The sequence below is a fragment of the Streptomyces sp. NBC_00234 genome (assembly GCF_036195325.1).
In the GTDB taxonomy this organism is placed as follows: Bacteria; Actinomycetota; Actinomycetes; order Streptomycetales; family Streptomycetaceae; genus Streptomyces.
In genome coordinates this window covers 2,212,949-2,232,813 of sequence record NZ_CP108101.1, presented here as the reverse complement: position 1 = coordinate 2,232,813, position 19,865 = coordinate 2,212,949, and the positions used below count along the sequence as shown (strand labels likewise).

Annotated in this window: 19 protein-coding genes and 1 riboswitch; of the genes, 13 read left to right on the top strand and 6 right to left on the bottom strand. The window is 68.8% G+C overall.

Annotated features, from left to right (window positions below; genetic code table 11):
* Window positions 1-63 precede the first annotated feature (63 nt).
* A complete protein-coding gene (locus tag OG230_RS09715; protein WP_328909750.1) occupies window positions 64-1,488 on the bottom strand; it encodes a hypothetical protein in 1,425 nt (474 codons plus the stop codon).
* A 136-nt stretch (window positions 1,489-1,624) separates the two neighbouring features.
* On the bottom strand, window positions 1,625-1,822 hold the full coding sequence (locus tag OG230_RS09710) for a hypothetical protein (RefSeq protein WP_328909749.1): 198 nt from the start codon (window positions 1,820-1,822) through the stop codon (window positions 1,625-1,627).
* 159 nt (window positions 1,823-1,981) lie between these two features.
* Here OG230_RS09710 and OG230_RS09705 point away from each other — a divergent pair, with 159 nt between their 5' ends.
* Window positions 1,982-2,956, top strand: a complete 975-nt coding sequence (locus OG230_RS09705; protein WP_328909748.1) for a carbohydrate kinase family protein — start codon at window positions 1,982-1,984, stop codon at window positions 2,954-2,956.
* A 91-nt stretch (window positions 2,957-3,047) separates the two neighbouring features.
* On the opposite strand, the gene OG230_RS09700 is transcribed toward OG230_RS09705, so the two are convergent.
* The gene (locus OG230_RS09700; protein ID WP_328909747.1) at window positions 3,048-4,430 is read right to left on the bottom strand and encodes a cysteine desulfurase/sulfurtransferase TusA family protein; all 1,383 of its coding nucleotides are present in this window, start codon (window positions 4,428-4,430) and stop codon (window positions 3,048-3,050) included.
* Between the two features lie 271 nt (window positions 4,431-4,701).
* On the opposite strand from OG230_RS09700, the gene ctaC reads away from it, so the two are divergent.
* From ctaC to OG230_RS09680, 4 genes are all read left to right on the top strand, one after another.
* Window positions 4,702-5,670, top strand: coding sequence for an aa3-type cytochrome oxidase subunit II (ctaC, locus tag OG230_RS09695; RefSeq protein ID WP_328909746.1), 969 nt, complete (start codon window positions 4,702-4,704; stop codon window positions 5,668-5,670).
* Window positions 5,667-7,403, top strand: a complete 1,737-nt coding sequence (ctaD, locus tag OG230_RS09690) for an aa3-type cytochrome oxidase subunit I (RefSeq protein ID WP_328909745.1) — start codon at window positions 5,667-5,669, stop codon at window positions 7,401-7,403. Before ctaC ends, ctaD begins: the two co-directional genes overlap by 4 nt.
* A complete protein-coding gene (locus OG230_RS09685; RefSeq protein WP_328909744.1) occupies window positions 7,400-7,798 on the top strand; it encodes a cytochrome c oxidase subunit 4 in 399 nt (132 codons plus the stop codon). The genes ctaD and OG230_RS09685 overlap by 4 nt, the downstream gene beginning before the upstream one ends.
* 130 nt (window positions 7,799-7,928) lie before the next feature.
* A complete protein-coding gene (locus OG230_RS09680) occupies window positions 7,929-9,188 on the top strand; it encodes a L,D-transpeptidase (protein WP_328909743.1) in 1,260 nt (419 codons plus the stop codon).
* A 56-nt stretch (window positions 9,189-9,244) separates the two neighbouring features.
* Here the strand turns inward: OG230_RS09680 and OG230_RS09675 are convergent, their stop codons facing one another.
* Window positions 9,245-9,646, bottom strand: a complete 402-nt coding sequence (locus OG230_RS09675) for a hypothetical protein (protein ID WP_328909742.1) — start codon at window positions 9,644-9,646, stop codon at window positions 9,245-9,247.
* A 187-nt stretch (window positions 9,647-9,833) separates the two neighbouring features.
* Between OG230_RS09675 and ctaE the strand changes: the two genes are divergently transcribed.
* The 6 genes from ctaE to OG230_RS09645 all read left to right on the top strand — a co-directional run bounded on the left by ctaE (window position 9,834) and on the right by OG230_RS09645 (window position 16,931).
* On the top strand, window positions 9,834-10,454 hold the full coding sequence (gene ctaE / locus OG230_RS09670; RefSeq protein ID WP_328909741.1) for an aa3-type cytochrome oxidase subunit III: 621 nt from the start codon (window positions 9,834-9,836) through the stop codon (window positions 10,452-10,454).
* A 55-nt stretch (window positions 10,455-10,509) separates the two neighbouring features.
* Entirely contained in the window at window positions 10,510-11,319 is an 810-nt protein-coding gene (gene qcrC / locus OG230_RS09665; protein ID WP_328909740.1) for a cytochrome bc1 complex diheme cytochrome c subunit, read from the top strand.
* Window positions 11,316-12,368, top strand: a complete 1,053-nt coding sequence (gene qcrA / locus OG230_RS09660; protein ID WP_328909739.1) for a cytochrome bc1 complex Rieske iron-sulfur subunit — start codon at window positions 11,316-11,318, stop codon at window positions 12,366-12,368. The genes qcrC and qcrA overlap by 4 nt, the downstream gene beginning before the upstream one ends.
* Complete coding sequence (gene qcrB / locus OG230_RS09655) at window positions 12,365-13,990, top strand: cytochrome bc1 complex cytochrome b subunit (RefSeq protein ID WP_328909738.1); 1,626 nt, start codon at window positions 12,365-12,367, stop codon at window positions 13,988-13,990. Before qcrA ends, qcrB begins: the two co-directional genes overlap by 4 nt.
* A 122-nt stretch (window positions 13,991-14,112) precedes the next feature.
* The gene (gene trpD / locus OG230_RS09650; protein ID WP_328909737.1) at window positions 14,113-15,177 is read left to right on the top strand and encodes an anthranilate phosphoribosyltransferase; all 1,065 of its coding nucleotides are present in this window, start codon (window positions 14,113-14,115) and stop codon (window positions 15,175-15,177) included.
* Window positions 15,178-15,260: 83 nt separating this feature from the next.
* Window positions 15,261-15,377: riboswitch (SAM riboswitch) on the top strand.
* Window positions 15,378-15,554: 177 nt separating this feature from the next.
* Window positions 15,555-16,931, top strand: a complete 1,377-nt coding sequence (locus OG230_RS09645; RefSeq protein WP_328909736.1) for an aminotransferase class V-fold PLP-dependent enzyme — start codon at window positions 15,555-15,557, stop codon at window positions 16,929-16,931.
* A gap of 81 nt (window positions 16,932-17,012) precedes the next feature.
* On the opposite strand, the gene OG230_RS09640 is transcribed toward OG230_RS09645, so the two are convergent.
* Window positions 17,013-17,294, bottom strand: coding sequence for an Lrp/AsnC family transcriptional regulator (locus OG230_RS09640; protein ID WP_007451244.1), 282 nt, complete (start codon window positions 17,292-17,294; stop codon window positions 17,013-17,015).
* Window positions 17,291-18,043 carry a rhomboid family intramembrane serine protease gene (locus tag OG230_RS09635; RefSeq protein ID WP_328909735.1) on the bottom strand — a complete coding sequence of 251 codons (753 nt, stop codon included), beginning with the start codon at window positions 18,041-18,043 and terminating at the stop codon, window positions 17,291-17,293. The genes OG230_RS09640 and OG230_RS09635 overlap by 4 nt, the downstream gene beginning before the upstream one ends.
* A gap of 168 nt (window positions 18,044-18,211) precedes the next feature.
* Here OG230_RS09635 and OG230_RS09630 point away from each other — a divergent pair, with 168 nt between their 5' ends.
* Together OG230_RS09630 and OG230_RS09625 are read left to right on the top strand one after the other, a co-directional pair.
* Complete coding sequence (locus OG230_RS09630) at window positions 18,212-18,454, top strand: hypothetical protein (RefSeq protein ID WP_328909734.1); 243 nt, start codon at window positions 18,212-18,214, stop codon at window positions 18,452-18,454.
* 35 nt (window positions 18,455-18,489) lie between these two features.
* Window positions 18,490-19,851, top strand: coding sequence for an NYN domain-containing protein (locus OG230_RS09625; RefSeq protein WP_443051580.1), 1,362 nt, complete (start codon window positions 18,490-18,492; stop codon window positions 19,849-19,851).
* Window positions 19,852-19,865: the final 14 nt, after the last annotated feature.

The following is a 19,865-nucleotide window of genomic DNA, read 5'->3' as shown; positions in this document are numbered from 1 at the left end:
CGGCAGCGGCACGACAGCGGCGGCGGTCCCGGCATCCGGGACCGCCGCCGCTGTCGTACGCGCTCAGGCGCGCGGCACCGCGGCGCCGGAGGCCGCGTCCACGATCTTTCGGTCACCGATCGGCGCGTCCAGCGTCACCGTCCGCTTCAGTTCCTTGGCGATCATGATGCAGACCTTCTTCTCGTCCGGCTGCGACTCCGTGACGGACACCCGCACCTGGCCGGCGCTCTCCTCCGCGTGCGCCGTGTAGGTGCTGCACACGCCGCCCCAGAACGTCACCGTGAGGGTCCGGCCGTCCGCGCTGTACGAAGTGATCCGCCGCTCCCCGGTCTGCGCCGGGGGCTCCGGCTTCGCGAGATGGGCGGGATCCACCGCCACCTGCGAGACCGTGCTGAGCGGTCCGCCCGTGGCGGGGCGCACCGAGAACAGCCAGGACGGCACGAGCGTCTGCTTCCCCTCCACGTTCTGCGTGGCCAGCCCGAACACCGCTGAGTCCACCGTCATCTCGAACGGCTTCGCGGTGTCACCCGGCACCTCGCAGTCCGCCGGAGGGACCGCCTGCTCGCCCTCCAGGGGTGCGGGGGTGGCGCAGCCGCCGGTGTCGGAGACGCCGCCGCCCGCGGACGCGGCGTTCAGCTGCTTCAGCGCGTCGTCGGCGCCGACCACCGGATAGGTGTCGCCCTTCTCCAGGCCCTTCAGCTGTCCGCTGCCGCCCACCACTTCGCCGTCGGCGCCCACCTGGATCCCGGTCGCCCAGCCGTACGTCGGCAGGCCGCCGATCACCGGGTCGGCGTTCACCACCCTTACGGAGCCCATCAGTTGGTCGGCGTCGAGGGCGGCCTTGTCCTGGCCGGCCGCCTTGAGCACGGGGGCCGCCGCCGCCTTGGCGGCCTTCTCGCTCACCGGGACGGACCCCGCCGTGGGGTCCTTGACCGGCTTGTCCGTGCAGACCGTCTCGGAGGCGCACAGGTCCGGGCCGCCCGGGGCGTACCGGGCGAAGGTCCAGGTGCCGGGGGCCTGCTTGTCGACCTGGAGCACCGGGCCGGAGCCGTCCTGGTCCGTGCCCATCTTCCAGACGGTGCCCTCCGCCCTGGGAGCGCCTTCCAGGTCGAGCGCCCGGGCCAGCCGGGTCACCTCCGCCGCGCTCACCGTGCCCGTCGAGCGGTGGACGGCCGCCGTGTCCGGGCCGTCGGGCAGTTCGCCGGAGGCCCGGTAGACGATTCCCTCCCCGCCGGGCGGCGGTTCGCCGGGGGCGATACCCCTCGACGGCTCGGTGGGGCTGTCGGCGGACACGTCCAGGGAGAGCAGGGGAGGCGTGCGGTCCCCGCGGGACGCCGCGCTCCCGTCCGCGCCGCCGCCACCCGCCGCGGCGGCCCAGTAGGCGCCGCCCCCGGCGAGCAGCACCGCAGCCGCCACCGAGGCAACGGTGAGAGGTGAACGCCGCCGCTCGGGGCCGGACACGTCCTTGTCGGGTCGCTCGGTGCTCACCGGATCGCTCCTTCGACTGCATCGCCGGTCTTACCGCCTGTCACCCGGGTGGGGACACCGGTGGGACGGAGCAGGGGAGCACACGGTTCCACGGCGGGAGCGGGAGGAGTCGCGACCCGCCGGGCCGGCGGCCGGCTCAGTCGCCGTACTCGGCCGTCGCGTCGATGAGCCGGGCCGACGCGGGAGGCACCGTGACCCCGTGAATCAAGGACGGGGCCACCGGCGTCGTGGCAGTCTTCGTGGGTACCACCCAGTGCGGCGCCATCCGCGCGCAGTCACCGCGCAGCTCGGCCAGACTCATCTCGGATTCGCCCGGAGCGATGTGCTTCGACATATCCGCACCGTACGCACCCCGGAGCTCAGGTAGAAAGCCCTACTATCGGGTAGTTTTCCCCTTTCGGGCCTGGTGCGGCGAACGGGTAGCGTGAACTGTCACGCCGTCCCGGAGGTCGCGCTCACGCGTTCCTCCGCTTCCCGCAGGAGCAGCCTCCCCGTGCGTATTGCAGTCACCGGCTCCATCGCCACCGACCACCTCATGACCTTCCCCGGCCGTTTCGCGGACCAGCTGGTCGCCGACCAGCTGCACACGGTCTCCCTCTCCTTCCTGGTCGACAACCTCGATGTGCGCCGGGGCGGTGTCGCCGCCAACATCTCCTTCGGCATGGGGCTCCTCGGCACCCGCCCGATCCTGGTCGGCGCCGCCGGATCGGACTTCGACGAGTACCGCGCCTGGCTCGACCGGCACGGCGTCGACACCGGCTCCGTCCGGATCTCCGAAGTCCTGCACACGGCCCGCTTCGTCTGCACGACGGACGCCGACCACAACCAGATCGGCTCCTTCTACACGGGCGCGATGAGCGAGGCCCGGCTGATCGAGCTGAAGAACGTCGCCGACCGCGTGGGCGGCCTCGACCTCGTGTCGATCGGCGCCGACGACCCCGAGGCGATGCTCCGCCACACCGAGGAGTGCCGCACCCGGGGCATCCCCTTCGCCGCGGACTTCTCGCAGCAGATCGCACGGATGGACGGCGAGGAGATCCGCATCCTGCTCGACGGCGCCACGTACCTCTTCTCCAACGAGTACGAGAAGGGGCTCATCGAGTCCAAGACGGGCTGGACCGACGAGGAGATCCTGGCCAAGGTCGGCCACCGGGTCACCACGCTCGGCGCCCGTGGCGTCCGGATCGAGCGCGTCGGCGAGGCGACGATCGAGGTCGGCTGCCCCGACGAGGAGAAGAAGGCCGACCCGACCGGCGTCGGCGACGCCTTCCGCGCCGGTTTCCTCTCCGGTCTCGCCTGGGGCGTCGGCCTGGAGCGTGCCGCCCAGGTCGGCTGCATGCTCGCCACCCTCGTCATCGAGACGGTCGGCACGCAGGAGTACACCCTGCGCCGCACCCACTTCATGGACCGCTTCACCAAGGCGTACGGCCACGAGGCCGCCGGCGAGGTCCAGTCGCACCTCTCCTAGTAACGGCGCAGCCGGTACCGGCTAGGGCCTCTCGTTTGGATCATGCCGGGCTCGCGGGGTCCGGGATCCGGCCTGATCCAAACGAAAGACCCTAGTGGAGCCGGCGGACCACGTAGGCCGAGCCCCGGTCCGCCGGCTCCTCACCCGCGTACTCCTGCTCGCGCATCTCGCACCAGGCGGGAATGTCGAGGCGTGCCGCCTCGTCGTCGGCGAGCACCGTCACCGTGCCGCCCACGGGTACGTCCCCGATCACCTTTGCGAGCTCGATCACCGGGATCGGGCAGCGCTTGCCGAGCGCGTCGACGACGAGCGAGGCCGCCGGGGCGGGGGAGGGGGCCACGGACACGGGGGCGCCCAGCCGTTCCCGGACGCCGGTGACGACCCCGGGAAGCACCTCCAGGAAACGGTCGACCTCGGCCTCCGTGGTCCCCATGGGCAGCGACACCCGGACGTTCCCTTCCGAGAGCACCCCCATCGCCTTGAGCACATGGCTCGGCATCAGGGTGCTGCTCGTGCACGACGAACCGGACGATACGGAGAATTCGGCACGGTCCAGCTCCTGGAGCACTGTCTCTCCGTCGACATAGAGACAGGAGAAGGTCACCAGGTGCGGCAGCCGCCGCACCGGATCGCCGACCACCTCCACATCGGCCACCAACTGCGGCACCCGTGTCCGGATCCGGTCCACCAGGGCCCGCAGCCGTACGGACTCCGCGGCCGACTCGGCCCGCACCGCCCGCAAGGAGGCCGCCGCCGCCACGATCGCCGGCAGGTTCTCGAACCCGGCGGCCCGCCCCGACTCCCGTTCGTCCGCGGGGCCTTGAGGGGCGAACCGGACACCCTTGCGCACGGCCAGCAGCCCCACCCCGGCCGGTCCGCCCCACTTGTGCGCGCTGGCGGCCAGCAGCGACCAACCGGCGGGCACGGGCCCCCAGGCCAGCGACTGGGCCGCGTCCACCAGCAGCGGCACACCCGCCCCGGCGCAGATCCCGGCGACCTCGGCCACCGGCTGCTCGGTGCCGACCTCGTGGTTGGCGGACTGCAGGCAGGCCAGCGCGGTGTCCTCGCGCAGGGCCTCGGCGAAGGCGGCGGGGGAGACCGCGCCGGACCTGTCGACGCCCACCTCGGAGAACGAACCGCCCGCCGCTTCGTGGGCGGCGGCCGAATGGAGCACCGACGAGTGTTCGACCGCGGAAACGACCAGGTGGCGGCCGACACGCCGACGCCCCGAAAGGGCCCCGGCAATCCCCGAGTGCACCGCCCGGGTCCCCGAAGGGGTGAACACGAGCTCGTCGGGCCGGCACCCGACGGCCTCCGCGGCGGCCTCCCTGGCGGCGTCCAGCAGCATCCGCGCCCGCCGCCCCTCGCGGTACAGCCGGGCCGGATCGGCCCAGCCCTCGTCGAGTGAGGCAAGCAGCGCCTGGCGGGCGACGGGATGCAGAGGGGCGGAGGAGGCCGCGTCGAAGTAGGGCACGGCGCCACGCTAGCCCGCGCCCGGCCCGCATCCCGGAAGGGGATGCCCGCACGGGCAGGAGAGAGAGCGTCAGATGGCCCCCGGAGGCCCGGATTCCATCCCTTCGGGGAGTCGGACGGCGCGTTGGGCACCCTCCCCGCGCGACCCCAAATAGCGTCCAGTAGGGTTTGGTCCGCATAAACATCCAAACCCCTGCCCGCGTCAGGGCCGGCGACCGACCAGAGAGACGGGCGCGCCGACCGTGCGGGCGAGACTCTCGGGAAGGCGCTACGTGAGTCCCAACGGCTCCGACCGCTCGTCGCGGCGCCCGATGCGGCGGAAGCTGCCGCAGGTGCTGACTGCGGGCCTGGTTCTGGCGACGGCCTCCGGTTGTTCGTACAACTGGGAAGATTTTCCCCGCCTCGGTATGCCCACACCGGTAACGGAAGAGGCCCCTCGGATCCTCTCCCTCTGGCAAGGCTCGTGGGCGGCAGCGCTCGTCACGGGTGTCCTTGTCTGGGGGTTGATCCTCTGGAGCGTCATCTTCCACCGGCGTTCGCGCACCAAGGTGGAGGTCCCTCCGCAGACCAGGTACAACATGCCCATCGAGGCGTTGTACACAGTGGTTCCCCTCATCATCGTCTCGGTGCTCTTCTACTTCACCGCGCGCGATGAATCGAAGCTCCTGGCGCTCGAGGACAAGCCGCCCCACACCATCAATGTGGTCGGCTACCAGTGGAGCTGGGGCTTCAACTACATCGAGAAGGTGGAGGGCCAGCCCTCCGCCGGCAACGAGTTCCCCAAGGAGCTCGACGCCATCCCCGACCGGTACCGCGAGGACTTCCCCGAGGGCGCCGGCGGCGTCTACGACGTGGGCGTCCCCGGAACCCGTAACCCGCAGACCGGCAACCCGGGTCCGACCCTGTGGCTGCCGAAGGGCGAGAAGGTCCGCTTCGTCCTGACTTCGCGTGACGTCATCCACTCCTTCTGGGTGGTGCCGTTCCTCATGAAGCAGGACGTCATTCCGGGCCACACCAATGCGTTCGAGGTCACTCCCAACCGGGAGGGCACCTTCATGGGTAAGTGCGCCGAACTCTGTGGCGTCGACCACTCCCGGATGCTCTTCAACGTCAAGGTCGTCTCCCCCGAGCGTTACCAGCAGCACCTCAAGGAGCTGGCGGAGAAGGGTCAGACGGGCTACGTGCCGGCAGGCATCGAGCAGACGGACCCGGCCAGGAATGCGGAGACGAACAAACTGTGAGCATCCTCAACGAACCTCAGGGTGCCGCGGCAGCAGACGACTCGTACGAGGACGAGCTGCCGGTACGGCGCAAGCAGCCGGGAAATGTCGTCGTCAAGTGGATGACCACCACTGACCACAAGACGATCGGCACGCTCTACCTGGTCACGTCGTTCGTGTTCTTCTGCATCGGCGGACTCATGGCGCTCTTCATGCGCGCCGAGCTGGCCCGTCCGGGCACGCAGATCATGTCGAACGAGCAGTTCAACCAGGCGTTCACGATGCACGGCACGATCATGCTGCTGATGTTCGCGACGCCGCTGTTCGCCGGATTCGCGAACTGGATCATGCCGCTGCAGATCGGCGCGCCCGACGTGGCGTTCCCGCGGCTGAACATGTTCGCGTACTGGCTGTACCTCTTCGGCTCGATCATCGCGGTGGCGGGCTTCCTGACCCCGCAGGGTGCGGCCGACTTCGGCTGGTTCGCCTACTCCCCGCTGTCGGACGCCGTCCGCTCGCCGGGTGTCGGCGCCGATATGTGGATCATGGGTCTGGCCTTCTCCGGCTTCGGCACGATCCTCGGTTCGGTCAACTTCATCACCACGATCATCTGCATGCGCGCGCCCGGCATGACGATGTTCCGCATGCCGATCTTCACCTGGAACGTGCTGCTGACCGGTGTGCTGGTCCTGCTCGCCTTCCCTGTTCTGGCAGCCGCGCTCTTCGCGCTCGAAGTGGACCGTAAATTCGGTGCGCATATCTTCGACCCGTCCAATGGCGGCGCATTGCTCTGGCAACACCTCTTCTGGTTCTTCGGCCATCCAGAGGTGTACATCATCGCCCTGCCATTCTTCGGAATCATTTCTGAGGTCATCCCGGTCTTCAGCCGCAAGCCGATGTTCGGCTACATCGGTCTGATCGCCGCCACCATCTCCATCGCGGGTCTCTCCGTGACGGTGTGGGCGCACCACATGTACGTGACGGGCGGCGTGCTGTTGCCGTTCTTCTCGTTCATGACCTTCCTCATCGCGGTGCCGACCGGTGTGAAGTTCTTCAACTGGATCGGGACCATGTGGAAGGGGTCCTTGTCCTTCGAGACCCCGATGCTCTGGGCGATCGGCTTCCTGATCACCTTCACCTTCGGTGGTCTGACCGGCGTCATCCTGGCCTCGCCGCCGATGGACTTCCACGTCTCCGACTCGTACTTCGTCGTCGCGCACTTCCACTACGTCGTCTTCGGCACCGTGGTCTTCGCGATGTTCTCCGGATTCCACTTCTGGTGGCCGAAGTTCACGGGCAAGATGCTGGACGAGCGGCTCGGCAAGATGACGTTCTGGACGCTGTTCGTGGGCTTCCACGGCACGTTCCTGGTGCAGCACTGGCTCGGCGCCGAGGGCATGCCGCGACGCTACGCGGACTACCTCGCGGCGGACGGCTTCACCGCTCTGAACACCATCTCGACGATCTCCTCGTTCGTGCTCGGCCTGTCGATGCTCCCGTTCTTCTACAACGTGTGGAAGACCGCGAAGTACGGCAAGAAGGTCGAGGTCGACGACCCGTGGGGTTACGGCCGTTCGCTGGAGTGGGCCACGTCCTGCCCGCCGCCGCGGCACAACTTCCTCACGCTGCCGCGGATCCGTTCCGAATCCCCGGCGTTCGACCTGCACCACCCGGAGATCGCGGCGCTCGAGCAGCTTGAGCACCACTCCGACGCCGACAAGGCTCTCGCCGGTGGCAAGGAGGCAGGCAAGTGAAGATCCAGGGCAAGCTGTTCATCTGGCTGAGCGTCTTCATCCTCGCCATGGCCATCACGTACGGCGTGTGGTCCAAGGAGCCGGTCGGTACCACCGCACTGGTCCTGTCCTTCGGACTGTCCATCATGATCGGCTTCTACTTGGCCTTCACGGCCAACCGGGTCGACGAGATGGCTCAGGACAACAAGGAAGCCGATGTCGCGGACGAGGCCGGCGAGGTGGGGTTCTTCTCCCCGCACAGCTGGCAGCCGCTCTCGCTGGCCATCGGTGGCGCCTTCGCCTTCATGGGCGTCATCTTCGGCTGGTGGCTGCTCTACTTCTCGGCCCCGATCCTGCTGATCGGTCTCTTCGGCTGGGTCTTCGAGTACTACCGCGGCGAGAACCGCACCCAGTGACACGGCACCACCTGTAGGACCCGTTTCACCTGGTAAAAGGCCCGGTCGCTCCCTCTGGAGCGGCCGGGCCTTTCGCTCGTTTGCAGTCATTGAACGCGCTGGATCGGATGAATCTTCTTACGTTGAGTTCATGAAGCACACGCCGCGCATCCGCACCGTAGTGAGCTGCACTCTGCTGGTCGTGACCCTGGTTGCAGGTGCGACCGCCTGTGGCGAGCCCGATGATCATCAGTTGTCCGCCAGGCCGTACGACGCAGCCGGGCAGGTGTCCTTCAACGGCCCCTCCGGCAAGGAGAAGGCCGACCCGGACAAGCCCCTCGAAGTCACCGTCAAGGGTGACGACGGCCGCATCACCGACGTGACGGCCGTGGACGCCGAAGGGCGCCATCTCGCCGGCGAGCTCGCCGCCGACGGGAAGCGCTGGCACTCCACGGCCCCGCTGGCGGCCGGCGCCCGGTACACCGTCAAGGTCTCCACCGAGGACGAGGACGGCGCCCCCGGCAGCCGTACGCACTCCTTCGAGACGTCCTCGCCCAAGAAGCTGCTGAAGGTCTCCTTCGGCCCTCAGGCGGGCACCTACGGCGTCGGACAGCCCGTGACGGCGGAACTCAGCGCTCCGGTGAAGGACAAGGCCGCCAGGGCCACCGTGGAGCGCGCGCTGAAGGTCCGGTCCACACCGGCCGCCGCCGGCTCCTGGTACTGGGTCGACGACAAGAACCTGCACTACCGCCCGCAGGAGTACTGGCCCGCCAACGCCACCATCGACGTCCGGAGCAACCTCTCCGGCATCAAGGTGACCAACTCCCTCTACGGAGCCGCGGCGAAGCCCCTGAAGCTCACCACCGGGGACCGGATCGAGGCCATCACCGACGCCTCGGACCACTCGATGACGGTGAAGCGCAACGGAGAAGTGATCAACACCATTCCGGTGACCACGGGCAAGCCCGGCTTCTCCACCCGCAACGGCGTCAAGGTCGTGCTGGGCAAGGAGTACTACGTACGCATGCGCGGTACGAGCATCGGCATCGCCGAGGGTTCGTCCGAGTCGTACGACCTGCCGGTGTACTACGCGACCCGGGTCACCTGGAGCGGCGAGTACGTGCACGCGGCCCCCTGGTCGACCGGCTCCCAGGGCAACGCCAACGTCAGTCACGGCTGCACGGGCATGAGCACGGGTGACGCCGAATGGTTCTACGACACCGTGCGCCAGGGCGACGTCGTCAAGGTCGTCGGAAGCATCGGCGACACGATGACACCGTTCGACAACGGCTTCGGCGACTGGAACCTGTCCTGGGAGAAGTGGCAGCAGGGCAGCGCGCTGCACAACGGCACGCCCGACAGCGCGGTGGGCAGTACCGTCCAGGCGGCGCGCCTGCGCCCCCACGTCTGACCCGGCCGGGAGTGCGCTGCCCCTCAGCGGGACCGCGAACAGATGATCGGGAGCCCTCAGGCGTCCACGGAGAGCTTGCCCCGCAGCAGAGCGGCGAGGGCGTCCGCGAACTCGACCGGTTCGACCGGAAGGGTCACCGCGCCGTCCGCGCGGCTCCAGGTGGCCAGCCAGGCGTCCTGGGGGCGCCCGATCAGCAGCAGCACGGGCGGGCAGTGGAAGACCTCGTCCTTGATCTGCCGGCAGACACCCATACCGCCCGCAGGGGCGGTTTCGCCGTCCAGGACACAGACGTCGATGCCGCCGTTGTCCAGCGCGGTCAGGACGGCGGGCAGGGTCGCGCACTCGACGAACTCCACCGGGGGCACGTCCGCCGCCGGCCTGCGACCTGCTGCCAGCCTCACCTGCTCGCGGGTGTTGGCGTTGTCGCTGTAGACCAGGACCGTGGCGGTCGGCTGCATTGTTCCTCCGTGACATCTGCGTCTTCGGGGCTCTCCGGGCATGAACCGATGCGCGGATCGTACTCCGACGGACAGCCTGTCAGCACCGGTAATGACAGCGATTCGCTGGGCCGTTCGGGGAGGACACACGCGGTTGACACACCGAACGGCACCCCCGGGAGTGAGGGCGGGATAAGCGACCGACATAATGTCGGTCGTGGCGACAGCAACGACAGTAGAAACCGGGCACGCGCACCCGTCGGTCAATCGACCGAACCTCACCAGCGTCGGAACCATCATCTGGTTGAGTTCCGAGCTGATGTTCTTCGCGGCCCTCTTCGCGATGTACTTCACCCTGCGATCGGTGACGGGACCCGAGTACTGGAAGGAGATGGCTCATCATCTGAACTTCCCGTTCTCGGCGACGAACACCACGATCCTGGTGCTCTCCTCACTCACCTGCCAGCTCGGCGTCTTCGCCGCGGAGCGGGGCGATGTGAAGAAGCTCCGCACCTGGTTCATCATCACGTTCGTGATGGGTGCGATCTTCATCGGAGGCCAGGTCCTGGAGTACACCGAGCTGGTCAAGGACGCGGGGCTCTCCCTCTCGTCCGGACCGTACGGCTCGGTGTTCTACCTGACCACCGGCTTCCACGGTCTGCATGTGACAGGCGGTCTCATCGCCTTCCTGCTGGTTCTCGGCAGGACGTACGCAGCCAAGAGGTTCACCCACGAACAGGCCACCGCCGCCATCGTCGTGTCCTACTACTGGCACTTCGTCGATGTCGTGTGGATCGGCCTCTTTGCCACGATCTACATGATCAAGTAACCGGGCTCGCACCCACACACCATCGACGCAGAAGATCCTGACACCGGGGTAATCCGTGAAAAAGCTCTCCGCACGACGACGCCATCCGCTGGCGGCGGTCGTCGTACTACTCCTCGCGCTGGCGGCTACCGGGGGGCTGTACGCCGCTTTTGCGCCTGCGGGTAAGGCGCAGGCAGACGAAACCGCCCAGTCCCTCGCTATCGACGAGGGCAAGAAGCTCTACTCCGTAGGCTGCGCCAGCTGCCACGGAACCGGCGGTCAGGGCACCACCGACGGGCCGTCCCTCGTGGGCGTGGGCTCCGCCGCCGTCGACTTCCAGGTCGCTACGGGCCGTATGCCGGCACAGCAGCCGGGCGCCCAGGTGCCGAAGAAGAAGGCCATCTACACCCAGGCGGAGATCGACCAGCTCGCGGCGTACGTCGCGTCGCTCGGCGCGGGTCCGATCACGCCGACCGACAAGCAGGTCAGCCCCGAGGGCGCGGACATCGCCAAGGGTGGCGACCTGTTCCGTACCAACTGCGCCCAGTGCCACAACTTCACCGGTGAGGGCGGCGCGCTGACGCACGGCAAGTACGCCCCGAACCTCGCAGACGTGGACCCGAAGCACATCTACGAGGCCATGCAGACCGGCCCGCAGAGCATGCCGTCCTTCCCCGACACGACGATGCCCGAGCAGCAGAAGCGGGACATCATCGCGTACGTCCAGACCGTGAACGGTGACGACTCCGCCAGCCCCGGTGGGCTGAAGCTGGGCGGCCTCGGACCGGTCAGTGAGGGTCTGTTCGGCTGGATCGCCGGGCTCGGCGCACTGATCGCCGTTGCCGTTTGGGTCGCGGCCCACACCGCTAAGGCCAAGAAGTCATGAGTAGCCAAGAGATTCCAGAAGAGATCCTGCCGGTCGAGCAGGACACCGCGCACGGCGCGGTAAAGGTGGCGGACGATCCGTTCGCCGACCCGGGGCTGCCGGCCCACAAGCCGCGCATCCAGGACATCGATGAGCGGGCCGCGAGGCGCTCCGAGCGCGCGGTCGCGTTCATGTTCACGCTGTCCATGCTGGCGACGGTCGCGTTCATCGCGTCCTACGTCATCTTCCCGGTCGACAAGATCGTCTTCATCTGGCCGTTCGGTCACGTGAGCGCGCTGAACTTCTCCCTGGGTCTGACCCTGGGTGTGGCGCTCTTCTGCATCGGCGCGGGCGCCGTCCACTGGGCGCGCACCCTGATGTCGGACGTGGAGACAGCCGCCGAGCGTCACCCGATCGAGGCCGAGCCCGAGGTCAAGGCGCAGGTTCTCGCGGACTTCGCGGCGGGTGCCGCCGAGTCCGCGATCGGTCGGCGCAAGCTGATCCGCAACACCATGTTCGGTGCGCTGGCCCTGGTGCCGCTCTCCGGTGTGATGCTGCTGCGCGACCTCGGTCCGCTGCCCGAGAAGAAGCTCCGCAACACCATGTGGGCCAAGGGCAAGCAGCTCATCAACATGAACACGATGGAGCCGCTGCGCCCCGAGGACATCATCGTCGGTTCGCTCACCTTCGCCATGCCCGAGGGCCTGGAGGAGGACGCGCACGACTTCCAGACGCAGATGGGCAAGGCCGCCCTGATGATCGTCCGCATCGAGCCGGACGACATCAAGAACAAGCGTGAGCGCGAGTGGGCCCACGAGGGCATCGTGGCCTTCTCGAAGATCTGCACCCACGTCGGCTGCCCGATCAGCCTGTACGAGCAGCAGACGCACCACGTCCTCTGCCCGTGCCACCAGTCCACCTTCGACCTCTCCGACGGCGCCCGCGTCATCTTCGGTCCGGCCGGTCACCCGCTTCCGCAGCTGCGGATCGGCGTGAACACTGAGGGCAACCTCGAGGCGCTGGGTGACTTCGAAGAGCCCGTCGGTGCTGCATTCTGGGAGCGCGGATGAGTACTGCGACAGACACGAAGCGCAAGGCGCCCGCCGGTGAGCGGGTAGCCGACTGGGCCGACGGCCGACTGGGCATCTACGGCCTGGCCAAGGCCAACATGCGCAAGATCTTCCCGGACCACTGGTCCTTCATGCTCGGGGAGATCGCCCTCTACAGCTTCATCGTCATCATCCTCACGGGTGTGTACCTGACGCTGTTCTTCCACCCGAGCATGAACGAGGTCGTGTACCACGGCTCCTACGAGCCGTTGCAGGGCATCCGGATGTCCGAGGCGTACGCCTCGACACTCCACATCAGCTTCGACGTCCGCGGTGGTCTGCTCGTCCGGCAGATCCACCACTGGGGCGCGCTGATCTTCCTGGCCGCGATGTTCGTGCACATGATGCGCGTCTTCTTCACGGGTGCGTTCCGCAAGCCCCGTGAGGTCAACTGGCTGTTCGGCTTCCTGCTGTTCGTCCTGGGCATGTTCACCGGGTTCACCGGCTACTCGCTCCCGGACGACCTGCTGTCGGGCACCGGTGTCCGCTTCATGCAGGGCGCGGTCCTGTCCGTGCCGGTCGTCGGCACGTACCTCTCGATGTTCCTGTTCGGCGGGGAGTTCCCGGGCGTCGACTTCGTCGCACGGTTCTACTCGGTCCACATTCTGCTGCTGCCGGGCATCATGCTCGGGCTGGTGGTCGGCCACCTGATCCTGGTCTTCTACCACAAGCACACGCAGTTCGCGGGTCCCGGCAAGACCAACAAGAACGTCGTCGGCATGCCGCTGCTGCCGGTGTACATGGCGAAGGCCGGAGGCTTCTTCTTCCTGGTCTTCGGTGTCATCGCCATCGTGTCGGCCGTCGCCTCGATCAACCCGATCTGGGCCATCGGTCCGTACCGCATCGACCAGGTGTCGACCGGTGCCCAGCCCGACTGGTACATGGGCTTCTCCGAGGGCCTGATCCGAGTGATGCCGGGCTGGGAGATCAACGCGTGGGGTCACACCCTCGTCCTGGGTGTGTTCATCCCGCTGATGATCTTCCCGCTGGTCCTGGTCGCGATCGCGGTCTATCCGTTCATCGAGTCCTGGGTCACCCGCGACAAGCGCGAGCACCACATCCTGGACCGCCCGCGCAACGTGCCCACCCGCACGGCGTTCGGTGTCGCCTGGATCACCTGGTACTTCGTGCTGCTCGTCGGTGGTGGCAACGACCTGTGGGCCACGCACTTCCACCTGTCGATCAACGCCATCACCTGGTTCGTGCGGATCGCGTTCTTCGTGGCTCCGGTCATCGCGTTCATCGTGACGAAGCGCATCTGCCTCGGCCTCCAGCGCCGCGACAAGGACAAGGTGCTGCACGGACGCGAGTCCGGCATCATCAAGCGCCTGCCGCACGGTGAGTTCGTCGAGATCCACGAGCCGCTCAGCCCCGGTCAGCTGCACACGCTCACCGCGCACGAGCAGTACAAGCCGGCCGAGATCGGCCCGGCGGTCGACGAGAACGGCGTCAAGCGCAAGATCTCTCCCCTGGAGAAGCTGCGCGCCAAGCTCAGCAAGGGCTACTACGGCGAGGACAACCAGATCGCCAAGCCCACTGCCGAGGAGTACAAGGAGATCACCAGCGGCCACGGCCACCACTGATCACCTGAACTGATCGCCACGGCGAGAGCCCCGTCCATCGAATGGACGGGGCTCTTTGCCGCCCCCGGGGCTGGATAAGGTAGAGGCCATCCCCTTATCGGCTGTGGACCCAGGAGCGGACCATGAACGTTGTGACCCCGGACGGCGGCGACAGCGTGGCGGCTCGTTCCTGGCCGGGCGTGCTGAACCCCCTGCTGCGCGGCGAGGACCTGAGCTCGGACGACACCGCGTGGGCGATGGATCGCATCATGAGCGGCGAGGCGACCGACGCGCAGATCGCCGGTTTCGCCGTCGCGCTGCGCGCCAAGGGCGAGACGGTCGACGAGGTCACCGGACTCGTACGGACGATGTACGCGCACGCCAACACCATCCACGTGCCGGGCCGTACGGTCGACATCGTGGGCACCGGTGGCGACCTGGCCAAGACGGTCAACATCTCCACCATGTCGGCGATCGTCATCGCGGGTGCCGGCGCCAAGGTCGTCAAGCACGGCAACCGCGCCGCCTCGTCGGCGAGCGGGGCGTCCGACGTCCTGGAGAAGCTCGGCGTCAACCTCGAACTCACCCCGCAGCGGGTCGTCCAGGTCGCGGAGGAGGCGGGCATCACCTTCTGCTTCGCCGTGAAGTTCCACCCCGCGCTGCGGTACGCGGCCAAGGCCCGCAAGGAGCTCGGCGCGCAGACCACGTTCAACATCCTGGGCCCGCTCACCAACCCGGCCCAGGTGCGCGCCCAGGCCGTCGGAGTCGCCGACCTCCGGATGGCGCCCATCGTGGCGGGCGTGCTCGCCGACCGCGGCAACTCCGCCCTGGTCTTCCGCGGTGACGACGGCCTCGACGAGCTGACCACCACGGCGACTTCACGGGTCTGGGTGGTCCGGGACGGCGCGGTACGCGAGGAGGCGTTCGACCCGCGCGAGGTCGGCCTGGAGCTGGTGCCGGTGGAGGCCCTGCGCGGCGCCGACGCCTCGTACAACGCGGATGTCGCCCGCAGGCTGCTGGACGGCGAGACCGGCCCGGTACGCGACGCCGTCCTGCTCAACACCGCGGCGGCGCTGGTCGCCCTGGACGGCGGGCCTGGCACGCTGAACGAGCAGATCGCCGCCGGTATCGCCCGGGCCCGGGAGTCCGTCGACTCCGGTGCCGCCAAGCGGGTGCTGGAGCGCTGGGTGGCTGCCAGCAACGCCTGAACAGACGCCGTACGCACGGGGCGCGGTCCGCATGGCGGACCGCGCCCTTGCGCATGTCCGTGCGTATGGCAAGATGCTGGGCAGGTCATGAGTGACAGCGAATAGGCCCCGGCTCGCTGTCCGGCAACCCTCCGTCCGTGGCGGGGTGCCCCGGGTGAAGACCAGGCCGTAGGCAGCGAGGTCTACGGCAAGCGCGGGCCCCTCGGCATCTGTGAATGCCAACCCCCGGGGTCCTGGTCCCTAGGGAGCCTCTTGTGAGCAAGCGAATGCGTTAGGGCCTTCCCGCCCTTCTCCGCGCACCCTCATTTCTTTCTTCTCCTGCGTTGCCGCGAACGCGTCGGCACGCGGAATTCGCCTGCCTTTTACGGGAGTTCGCCATGTCTGTCTCCGCCGCTGCCCTCGACCAGTCCGTTTGTGCCCCGCTGCCGGTTCTGGGCAAGGACGTCACCGTTCCGCTCGTTACCGGTGGCGAAGTCACGTATGCCGCCCTCGACTACGCGGCCAGCGCCCCGGCGCTCCAGCGGGTGTGGGACGACGTCGCCGCGTACGCCCCGTACTACGGCAGCGTCCACCGGGGCGCCGGGTACCTCTCGCAGCTCTCCACGGACCTCTTCGAGAGCAGCCGCGCGACGGTCGCGGAGTTCCTCGGCTGCCGGGCCGACGACCAGGTGATCTTCACCCGCTCGACGACCGACTCCCTCAACCTCCTCGCCGCCGCGATCCCCGCGGACTGCGAGGTGTTCGTCTACGAGACCGAGCACCACGCCTCGCTGCTGCCGTGGCGCGACGCCCGCGTGACCTACCTCAATGCTCCCCGCACCCCGGCGCAGGCCGTCGAGACCCTGGAGCGCGCGCTCGCCGGACGCGACCCCTACGGGCCCGCACTGGTCTGTGTCACCGGCGCCTCCAACGTCACCGGCGAGCTGTGGCCGGTCAGGGAACTGGCCGCCGCCGCCCACGCCCACGGCGCGCGCATCGTGCTGGACGCCGCGCAGCTCGCCCCCCACCACCCGGTGGACATCGCGGAGCTGGACGTCGACTGGGTCGCCTTCTCCGGACACAAGCTGTACGCCCCCTTCGGCTCCGGAGTCCTCGCGGGCCGCGCCGACTGGCTCCAGGACGCGGAGCCGTACCTGGCCGGCGGCGGGGCCTCGCGCAAGGTCGCCCGGCGCGCGGACGGCGGCGTGGACGTGGAGTGGCACACCACCGCGGCCCGCCACGAGGCCGGTTCGCCCAACGTCATCGGCGTCTACTCGATCGCCTCCGCCTGCAAGGCGCTGACCGAGGCGGGCTTCGACAGCCTCGTCGCCCGCGAGCAGCGCCTCGTCTCCGCGGTCCGTGCCGGACTCGCCGAGGTTCCCGAGGTCAGGGTGCTCTCGCTGTTCGGCGACGACGCCCCGAGGGTCGGCGTGATCTCCTTCGTCGTCGAGGGCTGGAACAGCTCGCACTTCGCCGCGGCGCTCTCCGCGGAGTACGGCATCGGCGTCCGCGACGGACTGTTCTGCGCCCACCCGCTGGTGCGGACCCTGCTGGGCAGCGACCCGCAGGACCCGGGCGAGTGCGGCGCCCCGGAGGCCGGCCCGGGCGAGCGGTCCCTCAACGCGATCCGGGTCAGCTTCGGGGCCGGTACGCCGGACGAGCACGTCGAGCGCTTCGTCCGGGCGGTGAAGGAGCTGGTCAGCGAGGGCGCCCAGTGGAAGTACCGCACGGAGGACGGCCGCTGCGTCCCGGACCGCGGAACGGCTCAGGTCTGACGGACACAGCACTTCGGCCGGGTACGGGGATCCCCGTACCCGGCCGAAGTGCTGCGTGCCGCGCGACTCCCGACGGTGTGACTAGGCGTCGAGACCGATCGCGAAGGCCGCTTCGAGGTCGTGCTGCGAGTACGTACGGAACGCCACGTGCGTGTCCGTCCCCTCGACGCCCGGGATCTTGCTGATCCGGCCGGGGATGACATCGGCGAGGTCGTCGTGCTTGGCCACGCGGACCATGGCGATCAGGTCGTACGTACCGGTGACGGAGAAGACCTCGCTGACACTGTCCAGCGCGGCAATGGCCTCGGCGATCTCCGGAATCCGGTCCACGCTGGTCTTGATGAGCACGATCGCGGTGATCACGGCTGGCTTTCTCCCTCGGTGGCCGTGGCTGGAGACTTCACTCTAGCCCCACGGCGGTAGCACACCCAGGCGTAGAGGAACCCGGCGGCGAAGCCCGCCACGTGCGCGAGATACGCCACGCCCGGGCTGTTCCCCACACTCTGCGCCGCGAGCCACTGAAGGATGAACCAGAAGACCAGCACGATCCAGGCGGGGAAGCGCAGCGGCAGGAAGAAGAGGAACGGGAAGATGCTCGTGACCCGGGCCTTGGGGAAGAGGCAGAGGAACGCGCCGAGCACGGCGGAGATCGCGCCCGACGCGCCCACCAGGGTCTGGTCGGACTCGGCGTGCGCCGCCGCGTAGACGAGCAGGGCCACGTAGCCGCAGCTGAGGTAGAAGAACGCGAACCCGAGGTGGCCCATGCGTTCCTCGGCCATCGCCCCGAACACGTACAGGAACAGCATGTTGCCGAGGAGATGCAGCCAGCTGCCGTGCACGAACAGGGCGGTGAGCGGGGTGAGTAGCGCGCGTGCCGAGCCCTCCCACAGTTCGCTGGGGATCACGCCCCACCGTTCGAAGTAGGCGGCCTGCGCCGCGAGCAGCTGGTCGGCGGTTCCGTAGGAGGGGTTGAACCCCGACAGCGGGCTGATCAGGAAGACGGCGCAGCACAGCGCGATGAGTCCGTAGGTGACGGGCGCTCCGTCCGCCGCGGCCACGCCCCGGACTTTCCTCGCCTTGTCCCGCCAATCGACTTCCCGCCAATCGATCATGCACAGAGCATGACGCACCGGGGGGAACGGGACAGACCGCCTCGCCGTGTCGATGGGTATGCGCGAGGCCGTAGGGTTACGACAGGACATCCGCAGTTCGACGGCGCACCGCGAGATCGTTGGTACAGACAGCTTGAGGCTCGACGAACGAGGAAAGAGGACGCAACGATGACGACGGTCCCCATGCCGACCGACGGGACCCGCTGGCGCTGCACGCTCTGCGGAAATCTCACCCGGTTCGACGTGACCCGCTCCTCCAAGGTCGTGGAGTACGTCCATCTGGACCTGGCCGGGGAGTCGAGTGTCGAGGAGCGCGAGGTGGTCAGTGAGACCATCGAGTCGGTGCGCTGCCGCTGGTGCAACGCGGTGGACCAGATCGAGCTGGTAGACAGGCCGGGCGCCGACTCCTGACGGGGCCGCGGACAGACATAGTGGGGTGACGGATGGTGGAGCAGCCGACTCACGGCGCCGAACCGGCCGATGTGGCCGAGGGCGCCGTCGAGGCACTCGACCGTCCGCTGCCCGAGGGAGTGCGACGGCGGGTCATCGCGCTGGTCTCGGACGCGTTCGGCGGCCTGACCGTCGGCGAACTTCCCACCCAGCTCAGGCAGTACGCCCGTTTCACCCCGACCCGGCGCGCCAAGTTCGCCGGGAACGCGATGGCGGCTGCCCTGGAGAGCGAGCCGGCGTTCCGTCGGCGCATCGGTGAGCGGCTCTCCCAGGCCCAGCCCGAGCTGGCCGCCACGCTGGGGGCCGGCGCCCCGCCCGCCGCCGCCGATCCCGTCGACGTGGCCGCCGCGGCTTATGTGCTGCGGCCGGCCGGCTGGGTGAAGCTCGTCGAGGCCGCCGGTGAAGAGGTCCAGCGGGCCGACGCCGAGCGGGCCGACGAGGAGACCCGGCGCGAACTGGAGCGGCTGCGCGAGGAGCTGGCCCAGGCCCGCAGCCAGACCAGGAGCGAGACCGAGCGGCTGCGTGCCGAACTCGACGCCGCCCGCAAGGAGGCGGAATCGCTCCAGCGCAAACTCCGCAGCGCCCTCAGCGAGGTGAAGCGCAGCGAGGCGGCCCTGCGCCGCGGTGGCGCCGAGGCCGACACCGTACGGGCGGAGGCGGCGGTCCAGATCTCGGCCGCCGAGAGCGAGTCCCGGCGGCTGAAGGCGCGACTCGGTGAGGCGGAGGCTTCCGTCGAGGCGAGCCGGAAGGCGGCGAGGGAAGGGCGCTCGGTCGAGGACATGCGGCTGCGGCTGCTGCTCGACACCGTGCTCGACGCGGCGCAGGGGCTGCGCCGCGAACTCGCCCTGCCGCCCTCGTCGATCCGTCCCGCGGACAGTGTCGAGGCGGTCGAGCCCGGCCGGATGTCTCCCAAGGACATTGCCGCCAGGGCCCTTTCGGAGACCGATCCGGCCCTGCTCGACCAGCTGCTCGCGCTGCCGCAGGCGCACCTGATCGTCGACGGCTACAACGTCACCAAGACCGGCTATCCGCAGATGCCGCTGGAGAAGCAGCGGTTGAGGCTGCTGGGCGGTCTCTCGGTGCTGGCCGCGCAGACCGGGGCCGAGATGACCTGCGTGTTCGACGGGGCCGAGCTGGCCGCTCCGGTCCTGCTCGCGCCGCCGCGCGGAGTGCGCGTGCTGTTCAGCAAGGCGGGCGTGACCGCCGACGAGCTGATCCGGCAACTGGCCCGCGCGGAACCGCCCGGCCGGCCCGTCGTGGTGGTCTCCACCGACCGTGAAGTGGCCGACGGAGTGGCGAAGGCGGGTGCCAGGCCCGTGACGTCCGCCTTGCTCCTGAAGCGGCTTTCGCGCGTCTGACGCCTTGTGTCACG